Raw genomic sequence first — 18,270 nt, 5'->3', positions numbered from 1 at the left:
ATTCGGCTGTTTAGACAGCTTCAACCCTGCACGACGCAGGTGGCCAGGTGTGCTGCAAGCGCATCCCAGGCAATGCTTTGTTGTTCGCCCTGGCCACGCAGGGGTTTGAAACCTACCACTTGCTGGGCCATTTCGTCGTCACCGAGGATCAGCGCGTACAGCGCGCCGCTCTTGTCGGCCTTCTTGAACTGGCTTTTGAAACTGCCGGCGCCGGCATTCACTTGCAGGCGCAGGTTGGGCAACTGGTCACGAACGCGCTCCGCCAGGGTCAAGCCAGCCAGTTCGGCGGCTTCACCGAAGGCGCAGAGGTAGACGTCGACCTGACGGGAGATCTCTTGCGGGATCTGCTCCAGGGTTTCGAGCAACAGCACCAGGCGTTCGATGCCCATGGCAAAGCCAACACCGGCGGTCGGCTTGCCGCCCATCTGCTCGACCAGGCCGTCGTAACGGCCACCAGCACACACGGTGCCCTGGGCGCCGAGTTTGTCGGTGACCCATTCGAAAACGGTCTTGCTGTAGTAATCCAGCCCGCGAACCAGCTTCGGGTTGATCACGTAGGGAATGCCGGCGGCGTCCAGGCGAGCCTTGAGGCCCTCGAAATGCACGCGGGATTCTTCGTCGAGGTAGTCGGCCATTTTCGGCGCATCGACCAGAATCGCCTGTGTCTCGGCGTTCTTGGTGTCCAGGACGCGCAACGGGTTGGTCTTCAGGCGGCGCTGGCTGTCTTCGTCCAGCTTGTCCAGATGCCCGGACAGGAACTCGACCAGCGCTTCGCGATAACGACCACGGGATTCGCTGGTGCCCAGGCTGTTGAGCTCGAGTTTGACCGCATCGCGGATGCCCAGTTCGCCCCACAGGCGCCAGGTCAGCACGATCAGCTCGGCGTCGATGTCCGGACCGTCGAGGTTGAACACTTCGACACCGATCTGGTGGAACTGGCGATAACGGCCTTTCTGCGGACGCTCGTGGCGGAACATCGGGCCGATGTACCAGAGTTTCTGAACCTGGCCACCGCCGGTAATGCCGTGCTCCAGCACCGCGCGCACACAGGCCGCCGTGCCTTCAGGGCGCAGGGTCAGGGAGTCGCCGTTGCGGTCGTCGAAGGTGTACATCTCTTTTTCGACGATGTCGGTCACTTCACCGATGGAACGCTTGAACAGTTCGGTGAACTCGACGATCGGCATGCGGATCTGCTTGTAACCGTAGTTATCCAGCAGGCGCGAAACGGTGCCTTCGAAGTGACGCCACAGGGGGGTCTGTTCGGGCAGGATGTCGTTCATGCCACGAATGGCTTGCAGAGACTTGCTCACTTTAAATCCTTAAATTCGTTCGGCTCTTCAGTCAGGTTCAGCCGCGCGCGATAACGGCAGCGTCAGCCTCGACCTTTTCGGCCGCTTTCTGGCGGATCAAGCGTTCAAGCTCATCCACCAGATTGTCATTCGTCAGCTTCTGCGACGGCTTGCCGTCGATGTAAATCAGGTTCGGCGTGCCGCCGGTCAAGCCGATATGGGCTTCCTTGGCTTCACCCGGCCCGTTGACCACGCAACCGATGACCGCAACATCCAGCGGCACCAGCAGGTCTTCGAGGCGCCCTTCCAGCTCGTTCATGGTCTTGACCACATCGAAGTTCTGCCGCGAGCAACTCGGGCAGGCGATGAAGTTGATGCCACGGGAACGCAGGTGCAGGGATTTGAGAATGTCGTAGCCGACTTTCACTTCCTCGACCGGGTCGGCCGCCAACGAGATGCGGATAGTATCGCCAATCCCTTCGGCGAGCAGCATACCGAGGCCCACGGCAGATTTCACCGTGCCGGAACGCAAACCACCGGCTTCGGTGATGCCCAGGTGCAGCGGCTGGACGATTTCCTTGGCCAGCAAGCGGTAGGCTTCGACGGCCATGAACACGTCGGAAGCTTTCACGCTGACCTTGAAGTCCTGGAAGTTCAGGCGCTCAAGGTGCTCGACGTGGCGCAAGGCAGACTCGACCAGCGCCGCCGGGGTCGGCTCGCCGTATTTCTTTTGCAGGTCTTTTTCCAGGGAACCGGCGTTCACGCCGATACGGATCGGGATCCCGCGGTCACGGGCGGCGTCCACCACCGCACGCACGCGGTCTTCGCGACCGATGTTGCCCGGATTGATCCGCAGGCAATCGACACCCAGTTCGGCTACGCGCAGAGCGATCCGGTAGTCGAAGTGAATGTCGGCAACCAAAGGTACTTTGACCAGCTGCTTGATCTTGCCGAAGGCTTCGGCGGCGTCCATGTCCGGTACGGAAATCCGCACGATATCGACGCCGGCCGCTTCCAGGCGATTGATTTGCGCGACCGTGGCCGCGACATCGTTGGTGTCGCTGTTGGTCATGCTCTGCACTGCGATAGGCGCATCGCCGCCAACAGGCACGTTACCGACCCAGATCTTGCGGGATTCGCGACGTTTGATTGGAGATTCGCCGTGCATGACTTATTGACCCAACTTCAGGCGAGCAGTCTCGCCACTGGTGAACGGAGCGACATCAACCGGCTGGCCGTTGTAGCTGACCTGAGCGCCGCGGGCAAAGCCCAGGCGCACGGAAAACGGTGGCTTGCCATTGACTGCCAGGCTGTCGCCTTTGCGTTTGAGACCGCTGAACAGCACCTTGCCGCTACCGTCGGTCACTTGTGTCCAGCAATCGGAGGTGAACTGCACCTGGACCTGGCCTTGACCGGCCACCGGCGCTGCTGGAGCAGGAGCCGGAGCGGCTGCCGGTGCAGTCGCCACCGGGGTCGGAACAACTGGAGCTGCCGGAACCGGAGTTGCCGGGGCCACCGGCGCTGCAACAACAGGCGCGGTGGTGTGCGCGGGTGCGGCTGGCGTGGTCGGCGCTGCCGGGGCGGCTGGCGCAATCGCTTGAGCCTGTTCTGGTGCTTCAGCCGGAGCATCGGCCTGTGGCAGCGCGAGGGCGGTTCCGCCTTCGGATTGACCTTCCGCGACGGCCTGGTCTTCCGGCTCGTCCAGCGGGTGAATCTGTGTCGTACCGTCGGCGCCTTCGACTTCAACGTGTTCTGGTGCCAGACCGATCAGGTCCTTGGTGCGCATCGAGGTCTGATCCTGCCACCAGACGAAACCACCACCAATCACCACGACCAGCAACAGCAGGCTGACGATTCGCAAAATGGTGTGGGAAACCCGCACCGGCTCTTCGATTCGACCCAGGCTGTGAACATTGCTGCCCTGGGAGTCGGTACCGGTGGATTGATCGAATTGCTGGACCAGAACGGCCTGGTCCATGCCGAGCAATTTGGCATAGGCGCGAATGTAACCGCGGGCAAAGGTATGCCCGGGCAGCTTGTCGAAGGCGCCGGCTTCCAGATTGCTCAGGGAAGTGGTGGTGAGGTTGAGCTTGAGGGCCACTTCAGCCAGCGACCAGCCATTGCTTTCGCGGGCCTGGCGCAAGGTCTCACCGGGGTTAACGCGATTCGCTGCTACAACTTCGGGATGCGCCGCTTTCATCATTGCTCCGACAGGTATTGCTGATATTCCGGCGTACCGGGATAGAGTCTTTTTAGTTGCAGGCCTTTGCTTGCGGCCTTGTCGCGATCATCAAACACTTTTGCCAGCCGAATGCCGAGCAATAGACTACGTGCATTTTGCTCGGCAAGCAGGCTAAAACGATCGTAGTAGTCACGCGAGGGCACATAATGCCTGTCTTCGTAAGACAACTCAGCCATTTCCAGCAATGCACGAGGTTGTTGGCGGTTCAGGCGCAGGGCTTTTTCCAGTTGCTGCCGGGCCAGCTCACGCTCCCCCAGCATCGAAGCGGTCATGCCGAGGTTTTCGAATACCCGTGAACGCTCAGGATACAGGGTATCGGCGGCGGCTTGCTCAAAGCGCTCGTAGGCTTCCTTGTAACGCTGCTGCTCAAACAGAAAACTGCCGTAGTTGTTCAGGATTCGTGCATCGGCGGGACGGGAAGACAGCGCCTTGCGGAAATGCTCATCGGCCAGTTCCGGCTCCATTTCGGCCTGGAACACCAATCCCAGTGCAGCGTTGGCATCCGGGTCGGAGCCATCCAGCTCCAGCGCCTTCTTCAACGGCACTTTTGCCCGCTCGGTCATGCCCTGCTGCAGATAACCGATGCCCAACTGCACATACGCCTCACGCGCTTCATCACGGCCCTTGCTGGTCTTCATCGGGTTGTAGTCGCCCGAAAGCACGCAGCCAGCACACAGGCTGGCCAACAGCAAAAGCAGCGCAAAGCGCAGGGACATAGAGATCCTCTCTTGGTTATTGCGCGGCGTCTTGCGCTACATCGTTGTCGGCGTTGAGTTCACGCACGGCGATATAACGTTCGCTGCGACGGGTGCGATCCAGCACCTGCCCTACCAGTTGACCACAGGCCGCATCGATGTCTTCACCACGGGTGGTGCGGACGGTGACGTTGAAGCCGGCATGATGAAGCTGATCCTGGAAACGACGAATGGCGTTGTTGCTCGGGCGCTCGTAACCGGAGTGCGGGAACGGGTTGAACGGGATCAGGTTGATCTTGCACGGGATGTTCTTGAGCAGCTCGATCATTTCCACGGCGTGCTCGACCTTGTCATTGATGTCTTTGAGCAAGGTGTATTCGATGGTCAGCACGCGCTTTTCGCCGAGGTTCGACATGTAGCGCTGGCACGACTCGAGCAGCATCTTAAGCGGATACTTCTTGTTGATCGGCACCAATTGGTTACGCAATGCGTCATTCGGTGCGTGCAGGGACAACGCCAGCGAGACATCGATGTGCTTGGAGAGCTCATCGATCATCGGTACCACGCCGGAGGTCGACAGGGTCACACGGCGCTTGGAAATGCCGTAGCCCAGGTCGTCCATCATCAGATGCATGGCCGCGACGACGTTGTCGAAGTTCAGCAGCGGCTCACCCATGCCCATCATCACCACGTTGGTGATGGCACGGTCGACGGTTGCCGGGACGCTGCCAAAGGATTTGTTGGCAATCCACACCTGGCCGATGACTTCGGCGGCGGTGAGGTTGCTGTTGAAGCCTTGCTTGCCGGTGGAGCAGAAACTGCAATCCAGGGCACAGCCTGCCTGGGACGAAACGCACAAGGTGCCGCGCTTGCCCTGGGGAATGTACACGGTCTCGACGCAGCTGCCGGACGCCACGCGCACCACCCACTTGCGGGTGCCGTCGCTGGAGATGTCCTCGCTGACCACTTCCGGACCACGGACCTCAGCAACAGCCTTGAGCTTTTCGCGCAAGACCTTGCTGACGTTCGTCATGGCATCGAAATCATCGACGCCAAAGTGGTGAATCCATTTCATTACCTGACCGGCACGGAAACGCTTCTCCCCGATTGAGTCGAAGAATTTTTCCATTTCCAGCTGAGTCAGACCCAGCAGGTTAGTTTTTACAGTCGATGTAGTCATGGATTCACCTTCACTCTTAAGCCAATGCTTAGCGAGTGGTTACTTCAGTAGCTGCGAAGAAGTACGAGATTTCGCGAGCGGCAGCGGCTTCGGAGTCCGAACCGTGTACAGCGTTGGCGTCGATGGAGTCAGCGAAGTCAGCACGGATGGTGCCGGCAGCAGCTTCTTTAGGGTTGGTAGCGCCCATCAGCTCACGGTTCAGAGCGATAGCGTTTTCGCCTTCCAGAACCTGAACGACAACCGGACCGGAGATCATGAAAGCAACCAGGTCGTTGAAGAAACCACGAGCGCTGTGCTCAGCGTAGAAGCCTTCAGCTTCGGCTTTAGACAGTTGCTTCAGTTTCGAAGCTACAACGCGCAGGCCAGCTTTTTCGAAACGAGTGGTGATCTCGCCGATAACGTTTTTTGCAACGGCGTCAGGCTTGATGATGGAGAAAGTACGTTGAACAGCCATGGTGTAACTCCAGAAACGGTAATTTACGAAAAATTAAACCCGCGAATTATACGCGGGTTCTCGGGTATTGCCTAACCTGCGGCGTGGCTCAGTGGCGTTCTTCGATCCAGTTGGCCTGAATGGCCTCCAGGATCTTTTCGCCACAATGCTCAGGCATGTCGTCGAAATCGGGCAGTTCCATCACCCATTTACGCAGATCGACGAAGTTGACCGACATAGGGTCCACGTCAGGCTTGCTTTCAGCCAGCTGGATCGCGATCTCCAGCACATCAGTCCACTTGAGTTTCATGACAATTCCTTGAATCAGTGCGCTGCTTCGGCTGCATGGTTGAGCGAGTACTTCGGAATTTCGACGGTCAGGTCTTCGGTACCGACCTTGGCCTGACAACCCAGGCGCGATTGAGCTTCCAGCCCCCATGCCTTGTCAAGATAGTCCTCTTCCAGCTCGTCGGCCTCTTCCAGCGAGTCGAAACCTTCGCGAATCAGGCAGTGACAGGTGGTGCAGGCGCAGACGCCGCCACAGGCACTTTCCATCTCGATATGGTGCTCATGGGCCAGTTCGAGGATGGACGTACCGGTCTCAGCCTCCACGACCATGCCTTCCGGGCAAAACCTTTCGTGTGGCAGAAAAATGACCTGCGGCATCGTTATTCCTCAATCTCATTCAGGTTACGCCCCGCCAGCGCGGCTTTCACCGTCGAGTCCAGGCGGCGGGCAGCAAAGGCATCGGTCACTTGCGACAGACGCTTGGTCTGCTGCTCGATGGCATAACCATCGGTACCTTTCATCAGTTCGGTCAGTTCCTGCACCTGCAGGTCGATGACCATGCGCTCGTCGGCGTCGAGCAAACGCTCGCCATCAGCCTCCAGAGCAGCCTGCACCGCTTCGATCAGGCGCTGGGCGTCAACCTGCTGCTCGCGCAGTACGCGGGCAACCTTGTCTTCATTGGCGTGCTGAAACGAGTCCTTGAGCATCCTGGCGATTTCGCCGTCGGTCAGACCATAGGACGGCTTGACCTGGATGCTGGCCTCAACACCCGAACCCAACTCGCGGGCGGAAACGCTGAGCAGACCGTCGGCATCGACCTGGAAGGTCACGCGAATCTTCGCCGCGCCAGCCACCATCGCCGGAATGCCGCGCAATTCAAAGCGCGCCAGGGAGCGACAGTCGCTGATCAGCTCGCGCTCGCCCTGCAGTACGTGGATGGCCATGGCCGACTGGCCATCTTTGTAAGTGGTGAAGTCCTGGGCGCGGGCGACGGGGATGGTGGTGTTGCGCGGAATCACCTTCTCCATCAGGCCGCCCATGGTTTCCAGCCCCAGGGACAACGGAATCACATCCAGCAGCAGCAATTCGCCGCCATCGCGCTTGTTGCCAGCCAGGGTATCGGCCTGGATCGCAGCACCGATGGCTACCACTTGATCCGGGTCGATTTCAGTCAGCGGCTGGCGACCGAAGGCTTCGGCGACGGCTTCGCGAACGCGAGGCACGCGAGTCGAACCACCAACCATGACCACGGCATGCACGTCTTCCAGTTCGATACCGGAATCACGCACCGCACGGCGGCAGGACCTCAGGCTGCGAGCGACCATCGGCTCGATCAGCGCATTGAAGGCTTCGCGGGTCAGCTCGGCTTTCCAGTCGCCATGGGCAACTTCAACGGTCGCGGCATTGGTCAGGGCCTCCTTGGCCGCACAGGCGGTTTGCAGCAAATTGCGTTGCGCACCCGGATCGAGGTCGGCGGACAGGCCCGCGCTCTCGATGATCCAGCCAGCGATCGCGTGGTCGAAGTCATCGCCACCCAGGGCGCTGTCGCCACCGGTAGCCAGGACTTCGAAGACACCGCCGGTCAGGCGCAGAATCGAAATATCGAAGGTGCCGCCGCCCAGGTCGTAGATCGCGACCAGGCCTTCGGCGTGCTGGTCCAGACCGTAAGCCACGGCTGCTGCGGTCGGCTCATTGAGCAAACGCAGCACATTCAGACCGGCCAGCTTGGCCGCGTCCTTGGTGGCTTGACGCTGGGCATCGTCGAAATAGGCCGGAACGGTGATTACCGCGCCCACCAGTTCGCCCCCCAAAGTCGCTTCGGCGCGCTGACGCAGGACCTTGAGGATGTCGGCGGAGACCTCGACCGGGCTTTTCGGACCCTGGATCGTCTCGATGAACGGCATGTGCGACTCGCCATCGACAAAGCGATATGGCAACTGATCACCAAGCTGCTTGACGTCGGACAGACCACGACCCATCAAGCGCTTGACCGACAGCACCGTATTCAACGGATCGGTGGCGGCGGCCAGCTTGGCGGATTCACCAACCTCGACGCGATCGGCGTGGTAGCGCACGGCAGACGGCAGGATGACCCGCCCTTCTGCGTCGGCAAGAGGCTCGGAAAGACCACTGCGCAATGCAGCGACCAACGAATTGGTAGTGCCCAAGTCGATCCCCACAGCCAGACGACGCTGGTGCGGTTGAGGACTTTGGCCGGGTTCGGCGATCTGCAGTAGGGCCATCGTTATCAGGACTTATCTGTATATCAGGCGTGCGACCGGAGCGGCACTGGGTTAATCGTCGAGGCGCTCTTCTAACTGGCGCACTTCGTAGGTGAGCTTGTCGAGGAACTGCATGCGCCGCATCAGGCGTTCGGCCCGTTCACGTTGCGCGGCATCGTTCCAGCAAGCTGCGAAGCTTTGGTTCAGCACATCCTGGGCAGCCTTCAGGCGACGCTTGAAGACGGCAACGCCATCGAGGTCGGCGCTGTCCTGCAGGTCTTCGAGCTCTTCACGCAACTCCATCTGTTGCAGCAGGAACTCCGGATCATGCACCGTGACTTCCAGCGGCAACTCACCACCATTCAGGGCGAGCAGGTAGCGCGCGCGCTTGGGTGGGCTCTTGAGCGTCTGGTAGGCCTCGTTGAGGCTCGCCGATTGCTCCAGGGCCAACCGTTGCTCGCGTTCGGATGCGTCGGCAAAACGGTCCGGATGAACGCCGCGCGCCAGCTCGCGATAGCGCGTAGCCAGCTGATCGAGGTCCAGGTTAAAACTCGGTTGCAGCTCGAATAAAGCGAAATGACAAGGAGTACCCACGACAAGCCTCAGATGTTGAAGCTTTCGCCGCAGCCACATTCACCGCGCACGTTGGGGTTGTTGAACTTGAAGCCTTCGTTCAACCCTTCCTTGACGAAATCGAGCTCGGTGCCGTCCAGGTAGGCCAGGCTTTTCGGGTCGATAATCACTTTTTCGCCGTGACTCTCGAACACCTGATCCTCTGCAACCACCTCGTCGACAAACTCCAGCACGTAGGCAAGGCCGGAACAGCCCGTGGTGCGAACACCCAGACGAATCCCTTCACCTTTGCCGCGCCCGTCGAGGGAGCGCCGCACGTGTCGAGCAGCCGCTTCTGTCATGCTGATAGCCATCGGTGACTCCTTACTCGTCGCCAAAACTCGAAAATCAGATCAAGCCTTTCTTCTGCTTGTAGTCGCGAACGGCGGCCTTGATGGCGTCTTCAGCGAGTACCGAGCAGTGGATTTTCACTGGCGGCAGGGCCAGTTCTTCAGCCAGCTGAGTGTTCTTGATGGTTTCCGCTTCGTCCAGGGTCTTGCCCTTCATCCACTCGGTGGCGAGGGAGCTGGAAGCGATGGCCGAACCGCAGCCGTAAGTCTTGAACTTGGCATCTTCGATGATGCCGGCGTCGTTGACCTTGATCTGCAGGCGCATCACGTCGCCGCACGCCGGAGCGCCGACCATGCCGGTGCCGACATCAGGATCTTCCGCGTCCATCTTGCCGACGTTGCGCGGGTTTTCGTAGTGGTCGATGACCTTTTCGCTGTAAGACATGATTCTCAATCCTCACTCATCAGGGCCGCTCTTGAGGCCCTGCAGTTACGCTGCGTTTACCGCCGCGCTGCTACAGGACCTGTATCCGGCGGCTTCTTTGTTTAGTGTGCCGCCCACTCGATCTTCGAGATATCGACACCGTCTTTGTACATGTCCCACAGCGGCGACAGGGCGCGCAGCTTGATAACGGCCTCGCAGACTTTCTGCGCGGCGTAGTCGATTTCTTCTTCGGTGGTGAAACGGCCGAAGGTGAAACGGATCGAGCTGTGTGCCAGTTCGTCGTTGCGGCCCAGGGCACGCAGTACGTACGAAGGCTCAAGGGACGCCGAGGTACAGGCCGAACCGGACGAAACCGCCAGATCCTTGAGCGCCATGATCAGCGACTCGCCTTCAACGTAGTTGAAGCTCAGGTTCAGGTTGTGCGGAACGCGGGCGGTCATGCTGCCGTTGACGTACAGCTCTTCCAGGTGCTCGACCTGCTTGTAGAAACGCTCGCTCAAAGCCTTGATGCGCGCGTTCTCGGCAGCCATGTCTTCCTTGGCTACGCGAAAAGCTTCGCCCATGCCGACGATCTGGTGGGTCGCCAGGGTGCCGGAACGCATGCCGCGCTCGTGGCCGCCACCGTGCATGGTCGCCTCGATACGTACGCGCGGTTTGCGGCTTACGTACAGGGCGCCGATGCCTTTAGGACCGTAGGTCTTGTGGGCGGAGAACGACATCATGTCGACTTTCAGCTTCGAAAGGTCAATCTCGACCTTGCCGGTGGACTGAGCGGCGTCGACGTGGAACAGGATGCCCTTGGCACGGAGCAGTTCGCCGATCGCTGCGATGTCGTTGATGGTGCCGATTTCGTTGTTCACGTGCATGACCGAAACCAGGATGGTGTCGTCGCGCAGTTCGGCTTCGATCATCTCAGGGGTCACCAGGCCATCGGTACGAGGCTCGATGTAGGTCACTTCGAAACCTTCACGCTCCAGTTGGCGCATGGTGTCGAGGACAGCCTTGTGCTCAATCTTGGTGGTGATCAGGTGCTTGCCCTTGGTGGCATAGAAATGTGCCGCACCCTTGATTGCCAGGTTGTCGGATTCGGTGGCACCGGAGGTCCAGACGATTTCACGCGGGTCGGCGTTGACCAGGTCAGCGACCTGACGACGAGCGTTTTCGACGGATTCTTCAGCTTTCCAGCCGAACACGTGGGAACGGGACGCCGGGTTACCGAAGTTTCCGTCGACCAGCAGGCATTCACTCATCTTTTGCGCGACACGCGGATCAACCGGGGTAGTCGCAGAGTAATCAAGGTAAATCGGCAATTTCATGGACTATCTCCTAAATCAGGCTGGCTGGCGTGCCGCTAGCTCTCTGGCAGTCATTCGACGGCGGACGCTTCAATCTTGTCCAGGCGTGGCGCCTTGCTGTTGCAACGGCGTTGGTCCTGGCGCTGGGCTACTTCTTGCACCTCACGGCGAGTCACAAGGTCAGCCAAGCTGATACCGCTCAGAAATTCGTGGATCTGCAGGCTCAGGTCGCACCACAAGTGGTGAGTCAGGCAAGTGTCACCGGAGTGGCAGTCACCCTGGCCCTGGCATTTGGTTGCATCGACCGATTCGTTCACCGCATCGATCACCTGGGCGACCTGGATACCCTGCATGTCGCGTGACAGCTGGTAGCCGCCGCCTGGACCACGGACGCTGGACACCAGGTTGCTGCGGCGCAACTTGGCGAAAAGCTGTTCGAGGTAGGACAGGGAGATGCCTTGGCGCTCGGAGATATCGGCCAGGGACACGGGCCCGTGCTGCGCGTGCAACGCCAGATCAAGCATGGCGGTCACGGCGTATCGGCCTTTTGTAGTCAGTCGCATGGACAATTACCACGGAGTTCGGAATGAGGCGAGTATGCAATTCCCGAGTATTTAAGTCAACTATAAGACCTAGTACTTTAGTCAGGATTACCCGCAAAAGAGCGGGCGCATCATAGCAAAGGCTGGGCCTGAACAGCCAGTAATACCGAGTCATCGTTCATCGCGGGCAAGCCCGCTCCCACAAGGTCCAGGTTGAAACACAGATTGTGTGAACACCGAGAATCCCTGTGGGAGCGGGCTTGCCCGCGATGAAGTCGACGCGGTCTAGCTGACCTGACTCTGATCCTTGTCCTTCACACAAGCGAAGTCTTCTTCGCGCAGCTCAGGCAGATCTTTCGCACAGTAATTACTGCCCAGATCCTTCAACGCCCCGCACATCCCCTCCAGACGACCATCAACCGCCTGCAAGTGATCGAGCAGCTGACCAATGGCACGCGCCACCGGGTCGGGCATGTCTTCAGTCACACCGTAGGCATCGAAGCCAATCTTCTCAGCCATGGCCTTGCGCTTGGCGTCCTGCTCTTCGTCGGATTTGACGATGATCCGCCCCGGAATCCCCACCACAGTGGCGCCCGGCGGCACTTCCTTGGTCACGACAGCATTGGAACCCACCTTGGCCCCGGCACCGACAGTGAACGGGCCGAGCACCTTCGCGCCCGCCCCGACCACGACGCCATCACCCAGGGTCGGGTGGCGCTTGCCTTTATTCCAGCTGGTACCACCGAGGGTCACGCCCTGGTAAATAGTCACGTCATCGCCAATCTCGGCGGTTTCGCCGATGACGATGCCCATGCCATGGTCAATGAAGAAACGACGACCGACCTTGGCCCCCGGATGGATCTCGATCCCGGTCAACCAGCGACCGAAGTTCGACACCAGCCGCGCCAGCCATTTCAGGTCCGCGCGCCACAGCATCGCCGACAAACGGTGAATCCAGATGGCATGCATGCCGGGGTAGCAGGTCAGGACTTCAAAAGCGTTACGCGCCGCCGGATCTCGGTGGAATACGCTCTGGATATCTTCACGCAAACGCTCGAACATCATTAATCCCTCCGCTTAAGGAGCTCACCACGGGCCGCTTTCTGGGTTTCCGTGAGGATGCCACGCAAAATATTCATTTCCGCCCGGCTGACCGAGCTGCGTCCGTACAACCGGCGCAGGCGCGCCATCAAGTGCCGTGGCTTTTCCGGATCGAGGAATTCGATGGCCACCAGGGTCTGTTCCAGGTGTTCATAGAATCGTTCCAGCTCGTCCATGGTCGCCAGCTCAGCGCTTTTGACCGAGGCCACTTCTTCCTTCTCGACCTTGCTTGGCTGACCTTGGGCCGCCAGCCAGGACATGCGCACTTCATAACCCAACACCTGCACCGCCGCCCCAAGGTTCAGCGAGCTGAACTCAGGGTCTGATGGGATGTGCACGTGATAATGACATCGCTGTAGCTCTTCGTTGGTCAGGCCGGAATCTTCACGACCGAACACCAAAGCGATCTCCGCGCCCTGCCCGGCTTCCTCGACCACTTTCGTACCGCATTCGCGGGGATCGAGCAGCGGCCAGGGAATCCGGCGGTCGCGGGCACTGGTGCCAAGCACCAGATTGCAACCGACCAAGGCATCTTCCAAGGTGGCGACGACTTGCGCGTTTTCAAGGATGTCCCCGGCACCGGAGGCACGGGCATCGGCCTCGTGATGCGGGAACAAACGAGGCTCGACCAGCACCAGCCGCGACAGCCCCATGTTCTTCATGGCACGCGCAGCCCCGCCGATATTGCCCGGATGGCTGGTATTGACCAGGACGACACGAATGTTTTGCAGCAAGGGAGGCGCTCTCGAACACAATAATCGGGAGCAGAATCTTACAGCTCATCCTACCGTTAAGCCATGAAAGCGAACGTCGTCCTTCTCCTGTAGAAACTTTCTGATAGAATGCCCGGCTTTCTTTAACAACCTTAGGTGACACATCCATGCAGCCCATGCTGAATATCGCGCTGCGCGCCGCCCGCAGCGCCAGTGAATTGATCTTCCGCTCCATCGAGCGCCTGGATACCATCAAGGTCGACGAAAAAGACGCCAAGGATTACGTATCCGAGGTGGATCGCGCCGCCGAACAGAAAATCATCGACGCCCTGCGCAAGGCGTACCCGAATCACTCGATCCTGGGTGAAGAGACCGGCATGCACGCCGGCACCGGCATCGAAGGCGAAGAGTACCTGTGGATCATCGACCCACTGGACGGCACCACCAACTTCCTGCGCGGCATTCCTCATTTCGCTGTCAGCATTGCCTGCAAGTACCGCGGTCGCCTGGAACACGCTATTGTTCTGGACCCGGTTCGCCAGGAAGAATTCACCGCCAGCCGTGGTCGCGGCGCCCAACTGAATGGTCGTCGCCTGCGCGTCAGCGGTCGCACCAGCCTGGACGGCGCCCTGCTGGGTACCGGCTTCCCGTTCCGTGACGACCAGATGGACAACCTCGACAACTACCTGGGCATGTTCCGCGCCCTGGTTGGCCAGACCGCTGGCATCCGCCGCGCAGGTTCCGCGAGCCTGGACCTGGCCTACGTGGCCGCCGGCCGTTTCGACGCCTTCTGGGAGTCGGGCCTGTCCGAGTGGGACATGGCTGCGGGCGCCCTGCTGATCCAGGAAGCCGGCGGTTTGGTGAGCGACTTCACCGGCGGCCACGACTTCCTTGAAAAAGGCCACGTCGTTGCCGGTAACACCAAATGCTTCAAGGCAGTATTGACGGCCATCCAGCCACACCTGCCGGCCTCGCTGAAGCGCTAAGCTTCCAGCGACAGAAAAAGCACCTTTCGGGGTGCTTTTTTTATGCCTGAAAATCGCTACCGACAACACCGTAGATCCCTGTGGGAGCGGGCTTGCCCGCGATATCGGTGGGTCAGTCACCGCATATGGCGCAGGTGATACCGTCATCGCGGGCAAGCCCGCTCCCACAGGTTTTTGCAGCGTTCTCGGAGCTGCATTTCAGACACAAAAAAAGCACCCCGCAGGGTTAATGCCAGTCAGTTAAGAGTTTGAACACCCTCCCCTGTGGGAGCGAGCCTGCTCGCGATAGCGGCGGGTCAGCCAACATTGATGCTGAATGTACCGTCGTCATCGCGAGCAGGCTCGCTCCCACATGGATTGCGCTTAACTGACTGGCATTACCCCGCAGGGTGCTTCTTTTTTATCCAGCGTCAGCAGATCACTGAGCCGCCTGATTCTCCGACAAGATCAACTTGCCTTCCTTATCCACCGGAATCTGGTTGCCTGGATCACGATCCATGCGCACTTTGCCTTCCTTGCCGTCCAGCGAATACCGCACGTCGTAACCTACAACCTTGTCACTGATGTCGTTGACCGTGTTACAGCGGGTCTGGGTCGTGGTGTAGGTGTCACGCTCTTGCATGCCTTCCTGCACCTTGTTGCCGGCGTAACCACCACCGACAGCACCCGCGACCGTGGCGATCTTCTTACCGGTGCCGCCACCGATCTGGTTACCCAGCAAGCCACCTGCCAATGCACCGACCACCGTACCGGCGATCTGGTGTTGATCTTTGACCGGCGCCTGCCGGGTGACCGCTACATCCTTGCACACTTCACGTGGAGTCTTGATTTGTGTCTTGACCGGCTCAACGGCGAGTACTTGCGCGTACTCAGGACCGTTATTTTTAACCAGGCTGTAGGTGGCCACAGCACCCCCGGCAGTTACACCGACAGCACCCAGTACAGCACCAACCAGCATCGACTTGTTCACATGAACCTCCTGGACCATCACATGCGGAACATGTCCGCGCTTCTCCCTGCCTTGGAGCACAAAAAAAGGCGCGAGTTCAACTCGCGCCTTTTTTGGACTACATCGCTTAAAGACTTTGCCTTCAAGGACGGTCGTCGACTTCCTTCTCGGTATTGACCGGAGGAATCAGGTCTTCCGTGCTCAGGTTCAGCCAGATCAGCACCACGTTCGCGATGTAGATCGACGAGTAAGTACCCGCCAGAACACCGATGAACAGGGCGATGGAGAAGCCGAACAGGTTGTCGCCACCGTAGAACAGCAGGGCCGCGATCGCCAGCAAAGTGGAGATCGAAGTCGCCATGGTCCGCAGCAGGGTTTGCGTGGTCGAGATGTTGATGTTCTCGATCAGGCTGGCCTTGCGCAGTACCCGGAAGTTCTCGCGAACCCGGTCGAATACCACGATGGTGTCGTTGAGCGAGTAACCGATGATCGCCAGTACCGCCGCCAGCACCGTCAGGTCGAAGGTGATCTGGAAGAACGACAGGATACCGATGGTCACGATCACGTCGTGGATCAGGGACACGATCGCACCGACCGCGAACTTCCACTGAAAGCGGAAAGCCAGGTAGATCAGGATACCGCCCAGCGCCATCAGCATGCCGAGGCCGCCCTGGTCGCGCAGCTCTTCACCCACCTGCGGGCCGACGAATTCGACGCGCTTGACCGTCGCCGGGTTCTCGCCGCCGACCTTCTGCAAGGCTTCGGCGACCTGGTGACCCAGTTGCGGGTCTTCGCCAGGCATGCGCACCAGCAGATCGGTGGTTGCACCAAAGTTCTGCACGACGGCATCGTTATAACCGGCGGTCGCCAACTGCTCACGCACCTTGGAGACGTCGGCCGGACGCTCGTAGGTCAGCTCGATGAGCGTACCGCCGGTGAAGTCCAGGCCCCAGTTCATGCCCTTGGTAGCGACACTGAACAACGCCAGCGCAGTAAGGAACAATGTGACGCCGAACGCGAAGTTGCGAACGCCCATGAAGTTGATTGTACGTAACATGGCAGCCCCTTAAATCCACAACTTCTTGAAGTCACGACCGCCGAAGATCAGGTTGACCATCGCGCGGGTCACCATGATGGCCGTGAACATCGAGGTAAAGATCCCGAGGGACATGGTCACTGCGAAGCCCTTGACGGGACCTGTGCCCATGGCAAAGAGAATCCCGCCGACCAACAGTGTTGTCAGGTTGGCGTCGAGAATCGCGGTGAATGCCCGGCCGAAGCCTTCGTTGATTGCACGCTGCACCGACATGCCCGCGGCAATCTCTTCACGGATCCGCGAGAAGATCAGTACGTTGGCGTCGACCGCCATACCCATGGTCAACACGATACCGGCGATACCCGGCAGGGTCAGCGTTGCACCCAGCAGCGACATCAGGGCCAGCAGCATCACCATGTTCACCGTCAGCGCGACAGTGGCGATGAGGCCGAAGAAGCGATAGATGGCCATGATGAACAGCGAGACGAACAGCATGCCCCACAGCGATGCATCGATACCCTTGGTGATGTTGTCGGCACCCAGGCTTGGGCCAATGGTGCGTTCCTCAGCGAAGTACATCGGCGCCGCCAGACCACCGGCACGCAGCAGCAGAGCCAGTTCGGACGATTCGCCCTGGCCGTTCAGGCCAGTGATGCGGAACTGGGCACCCAGCGGCGACTGAATGGTCGCCAGGCTGATGATCTTCTTCTCTTCCTTGAACGTCTGCACCGGCACGTCTTTCTCGACGCCGTTGACCACTTGCTTGACGTAAGTGGTAACCGGACGCTGCTCGATGAAGATCACCGCCATGCTGCGACCCACGTTCGAACGGGTCGCACGGCTCATCAGCTCGCCGCCGTGACCGTCCAGACGAATGTTCACTTCCGGCGTGCCCTGCTCACCGAAACCGGCCTTGGCGTCAGTCACCTGGTCACCGGTGATGATCAGGCCACGCTCGATCAGTGCCGGAGGACGGTTGCCCTCACGAAACTCAAAGGATTCGGAAGTGGCTTTCGAAGCGCCAGGCTCAGCCGCCAGACGGAACTCGAGGTTGGCCGTCTTGCCGAGGATACGCTTGGCTTCGGCGGTGTCCTGCACGCCCGGCAGCTCAACCACGATGCGGTTGGCGCCCTGACGCTGGACGATCGGTTCGGCAACACCCAGCTCGTTGACGCGGTTACGTACCGTGGTCAAGTTCTGCTTGATGGAGTATTCGCGGATTTCCGCCAGCTTGGCCGGGGTCATCGCCAGACGCAGCACCGGTTGGCCATTGAGGTCGGCCGGAACAATGTCGAAATCGTTGAAGTTCTTGCGGATCAGGCTGCGGGCCTGTTCGCGGCTGTCTTCATCAGCGAAGCCCAGCTGAATGGCACCGCCCAGTTGCGGCAGGCTGCGATAGCGCAGTTTTTCTTTACGCAGCAGGCTCTTGACGTCGCCTTCGTAGACTTTCAGGCGCGCGTCGAGGGCTTTGTCCATGTCCACTTCCAGCAGGAAGTGCACACCACCGGACAAGTCCAGACCCAGCTTCATCGGGTGCGCGGCGAGGTTGCGCAGCCATTGTGGAGTGGTTTGTGCCAGGTTCAGCGCGACGACGTAGTCATCACCCAATGCCTTGCGCACGACGTCTTTGGCCGGCAGCTGGTCTTCAGCCTTGGTCAGGCGGATCAGACCACCCTTGCCGCCCTCTGCCAGGGTGGCAGCCTTGACGTTGATCCCGGATTCCTTGAGCGCAGCGCTCACACGATCCAGATCAGCCTGATTGACTTGCAGCGCAGTGCTGGCACCGCTGACCTGAATGGCCGGGTCATCAGGATAAAGATTGGGAGCGGAATAAATCAGACCGACCGCCAGCACCGCCAGGATCAGAATGTATTTCCACAGAGGATATTTGTTCAGCATCACGCCGCCCGTTTATGACGCGGGGCGCCTTGCGCGCCCCGTCGATTGAAAAT

Annotated in this window: 20 protein-coding genes; 1 reads left to right on the top strand and 19 read right to left on the bottom strand. The window is 59.7% G+C overall.

Annotated features, from left to right (window positions below; all coding sequences use genetic code 11):
* Positions 1-20: 20 nt before the first annotated feature.
* The 16 genes from hisS to trmJ all read right to left on the bottom strand — a co-directional run bounded on the left by hisS (position 21) and on the right by trmJ (position 13,368).
* Complete coding sequence (hisS, locus tag AC3IX1_RS05090; protein ID WP_347910781.1) at positions 21-1,310, bottom strand: histidine--tRNA ligase; 1,290 nt, start codon at positions 1,308-1,310, stop codon at positions 21-23.
* Between the two features lie 37 nt (positions 1,311-1,347).
* Positions 1,348-2,457, bottom strand: a complete 1,110-nt coding sequence (ispG, locus tag AC3IX1_RS05085; RefSeq protein WP_007944259.1) for a flavodoxin-dependent (E)-4-hydroxy-3-methylbut-2-enyl-diphosphate synthase — start codon at positions 2,455-2,457, stop codon at positions 1,348-1,350.
* A 3-nt stretch (positions 2,458-2,460) separates the two neighbouring features.
* Positions 2,461-3,489 (bottom strand): RodZ domain-containing protein, encoded by a 1,029-nt coding sequence (locus AC3IX1_RS05080; RefSeq protein WP_489387369.1) that lies wholly within the window; start codon positions 3,487-3,489, stop codon positions 2,461-2,463.
* A complete protein-coding gene (gene pilW / locus AC3IX1_RS05075; protein WP_489387368.1) occupies positions 3,489-4,247 on the bottom strand; it encodes a type IV pilus biogenesis/stability protein PilW in 759 nt (252 codons plus the stop codon). The genes AC3IX1_RS05080 and pilW overlap by 1 nt, the downstream gene beginning before the upstream one ends.
* Before the next feature lie 16 nt (positions 4,248-4,263).
* Complete coding sequence (gene rlmN, locus AC3IX1_RS05070) at positions 4,264-5,406, bottom strand: dual-specificity RNA methyltransferase RlmN (protein ID WP_489387367.1); 1,143 nt, start codon at positions 5,404-5,406, stop codon at positions 4,264-4,266.
* Between the two features lie 28 nt (positions 5,407-5,434).
* Complete coding sequence (ndk, locus tag AC3IX1_RS05065; RefSeq protein ID WP_007903599.1) at positions 5,435-5,860, bottom strand: nucleoside-diphosphate kinase; 426 nt, start codon at positions 5,858-5,860, stop codon at positions 5,435-5,437.
* Between the two features lie 88 nt (positions 5,861-5,948).
* Positions 5,949-6,149, bottom strand: a complete 201-nt coding sequence (iscX, locus tag AC3IX1_RS05060) for a Fe-S cluster assembly protein IscX (protein ID WP_150726786.1) — start codon at positions 6,147-6,149, stop codon at positions 5,949-5,951.
* A gap of 14 nt (positions 6,150-6,163) precedes the next feature.
* Positions 6,164-6,505 (bottom strand): ISC system 2Fe-2S type ferredoxin, encoded by a 342-nt coding sequence (gene fdx, locus AC3IX1_RS05055; protein WP_057398567.1) that lies wholly within the window; start codon positions 6,503-6,505, stop codon positions 6,164-6,166.
* Positions 6,506-6,507: 2 nt separating this feature from the next.
* Entirely contained in the window at positions 6,508-8,370 is a 1,863-nt protein-coding gene (gene hscA / locus AC3IX1_RS05050) for a Fe-S protein assembly chaperone HscA (protein ID WP_489387366.1), read from the bottom strand.
* A gap of 51 nt (positions 8,371-8,421) precedes the next feature.
* Positions 8,422-8,943, bottom strand: coding sequence for a co-chaperone HscB (gene hscB / locus AC3IX1_RS05045; RefSeq protein ID WP_489387365.1), 522 nt, complete (start codon positions 8,941-8,943; stop codon positions 8,422-8,424).
* A gap of 8 nt (positions 8,944-8,951) precedes the next feature.
* Positions 8,952-9,275, bottom strand: a complete 324-nt coding sequence (iscA, locus tag AC3IX1_RS05040; protein WP_003227904.1) for an iron-sulfur cluster assembly protein IscA — start codon at positions 9,273-9,275, stop codon at positions 8,952-8,954.
* Positions 9,276-9,309: 34 nt separating this feature from the next.
* Complete coding sequence (iscU, locus tag AC3IX1_RS05035; RefSeq protein ID WP_007982746.1) at positions 9,310-9,696, bottom strand: Fe-S cluster assembly scaffold IscU; 387 nt, start codon at positions 9,694-9,696, stop codon at positions 9,310-9,312.
* A 101-nt stretch (positions 9,697-9,797) separates the two neighbouring features.
* Positions 9,798-11,012, bottom strand: coding sequence for an IscS subfamily cysteine desulfurase (locus AC3IX1_RS05030; protein WP_489387364.1), 1,215 nt, complete (start codon positions 11,010-11,012; stop codon positions 9,798-9,800).
* 50 nt (positions 11,013-11,062) lie between these two features.
* Positions 11,063-11,554, bottom strand: coding sequence for a Fe-S cluster assembly transcriptional regulator IscR (iscR, locus tag AC3IX1_RS05025; RefSeq protein ID WP_003227911.1), 492 nt, complete (start codon positions 11,552-11,554; stop codon positions 11,063-11,065).
* Between the two features lie 264 nt (positions 11,555-11,818).
* Positions 11,819-12,595: a serine O-acetyltransferase gene (gene cysE / locus AC3IX1_RS05020; protein ID WP_489388688.1), complete on the bottom strand. Its 777-nt coding sequence runs from the start codon at positions 12,593-12,595 to the stop codon at positions 11,819-11,821.
* Positions 12,596-12,597: 2 nt separating this feature from the next.
* The gene (trmJ, locus tag AC3IX1_RS05015) at positions 12,598-13,368 is read right to left on the bottom strand and encodes a tRNA (cytosine(32)/uridine(32)-2'-O)-methyltransferase TrmJ (RefSeq protein WP_489387363.1); all 771 of its coding nucleotides are present in this window, start codon (positions 13,366-13,368) and stop codon (positions 12,598-12,600) included.
* A 146-nt stretch (positions 13,369-13,514) separates the two neighbouring features.
* Between trmJ and suhB the strand changes: the two genes are divergently transcribed.
* Complete coding sequence (suhB, locus tag AC3IX1_RS05010) at positions 13,515-14,333, top strand: type III secretion system regulator SuhB (protein WP_489387362.1); 819 nt, start codon at positions 13,515-13,517, stop codon at positions 14,331-14,333.
* Positions 14,334-14,751: 418 nt separating this feature from the next.
* Here the strand turns inward: suhB and AC3IX1_RS05005 are convergent, their stop codons facing one another.
* The 3 genes from AC3IX1_RS05005 to secD all read right to left on the bottom strand — a co-directional run bounded on the left by AC3IX1_RS05005 (position 14,752) and on the right by secD (position 18,217).
* Positions 14,752-15,303, bottom strand: a complete 552-nt coding sequence (locus AC3IX1_RS05005) for a glycine zipper 2TM domain-containing protein (protein ID WP_489387361.1) — start codon at positions 15,301-15,303, stop codon at positions 14,752-14,754.
* Between the two features lie 121 nt (positions 15,304-15,424).
* Positions 15,425-16,339: a protein translocase subunit SecF gene (gene secF, locus AC3IX1_RS05000; protein WP_489387360.1), complete on the bottom strand. Its 915-nt coding sequence runs from the start codon at positions 16,337-16,339 to the stop codon at positions 15,425-15,427.
* 9 nt (positions 16,340-16,348) lie between these two features.
* A complete protein-coding gene (secD, locus tag AC3IX1_RS04995) occupies positions 16,349-18,217 on the bottom strand; it encodes a protein translocase subunit SecD (RefSeq protein ID WP_489387359.1) in 1,869 nt (622 codons plus the stop codon).
* Positions 18,218-18,270 lie beyond the last annotated feature (53 nt).

The organism is Pseudomonas sp. KH_046_2, from assembly GCF_057838985.1.
Note: the sequence above shows the minus strand (reverse complement) of the source record. Positions and strands in the feature narration are given on the sequence as shown.

Coding starts and splice junctions, on each gene's coding strand:
- ispG (WP_007944259.1), bottom strand. CDS start 2,457: ATGCACGGCGAATCTCCAATCAAACGTCGCGAATCCCGCAAGATCTGG.
- AC3IX1_RS05080 (WP_489387369.1), bottom strand. CDS start 3,489: ATGAAAGCGGCGCATCCCGAAGTTGTAGCAGCGAATCGCGTTAACCCC.
- pilW (WP_489387368.1), bottom strand. CDS start 4,247: ATGTCCCTGCGCTTTGCGCTGCTTTTGCTGTTGGCCAGCCTGTGTGCT.
- rlmN (WP_489387367.1), bottom strand. CDS start 5,406: ATGACTACATCGACTGTAAAAACTAACCTGCTGGGTCTGACTCAGCTG.
- ndk (WP_007903599.1), bottom strand. CDS start 5,860: ATGGCTGTTCAACGTACTTTCTCCATCATCAAGCCTGACGCCGTTGCA.
- iscX (WP_150726786.1), bottom strand. CDS start 6,149: ATGAAACTCAAGTGGACTGATGTGCTGGAGATCGCGATCCAGCTGGCT.
- fdx (WP_057398567.1), bottom strand. CDS start 6,505: ATGCCGCAGGTCATTTTTCTGCCACACGAAAGGTTTTGCCCGGAAGGC.
- hscA (WP_489387366.1), bottom strand. CDS start 8,370: ATGGCCCTACTGCAGATCGCCGAACCCGGCCAAAGTCCTCAACCGCAC.
- iscA (WP_003227904.1), bottom strand. CDS start 9,275: ATGGCTATCAGCATGACAGAAGCGGCTGCTCGACACGTGCGGCGCTCC.
- iscU (WP_007982746.1), bottom strand. CDS start 9,696: ATGTCTTACAGCGAAAAGGTCATCGACCACTACGAAAACCCGCGCAAC.
- AC3IX1_RS05030 (WP_489387364.1), bottom strand. CDS start 11,012: ATGAAATTGCCGATTTACCTTGATTACTCTGCGACTACCCCGGTTGAT.
- iscR (WP_003227911.1), bottom strand. CDS start 11,554: ATGCGACTGACTACAAAAGGCCGATACGCCGTGACCGCCATGCTTGAT.
- cysE (WP_489388688.1), bottom strand. CDS start 12,595: ATGTTCGAGCGTTTGCGTGAAGATATCCAGAGCGTATTCCACCGAGAT.
- suhB (WP_489387362.1), top strand. CDS start 13,515: ATGCAGCCCATGCTGAATATCGCGCTGCGCGCCGCCCGCAGCGCCAGT.
- secF (WP_489387360.1), bottom strand. CDS start 16,339: ATGTTACGTACAATCAACTTCATGGGCGTTCGCAACTTCGCGTTCGGC.
- secD (WP_489387359.1), bottom strand. CDS start 18,217: ATGCTGAACAAATATCCTCTGTGGAAATACATTCTGATCCTGGCGGTG.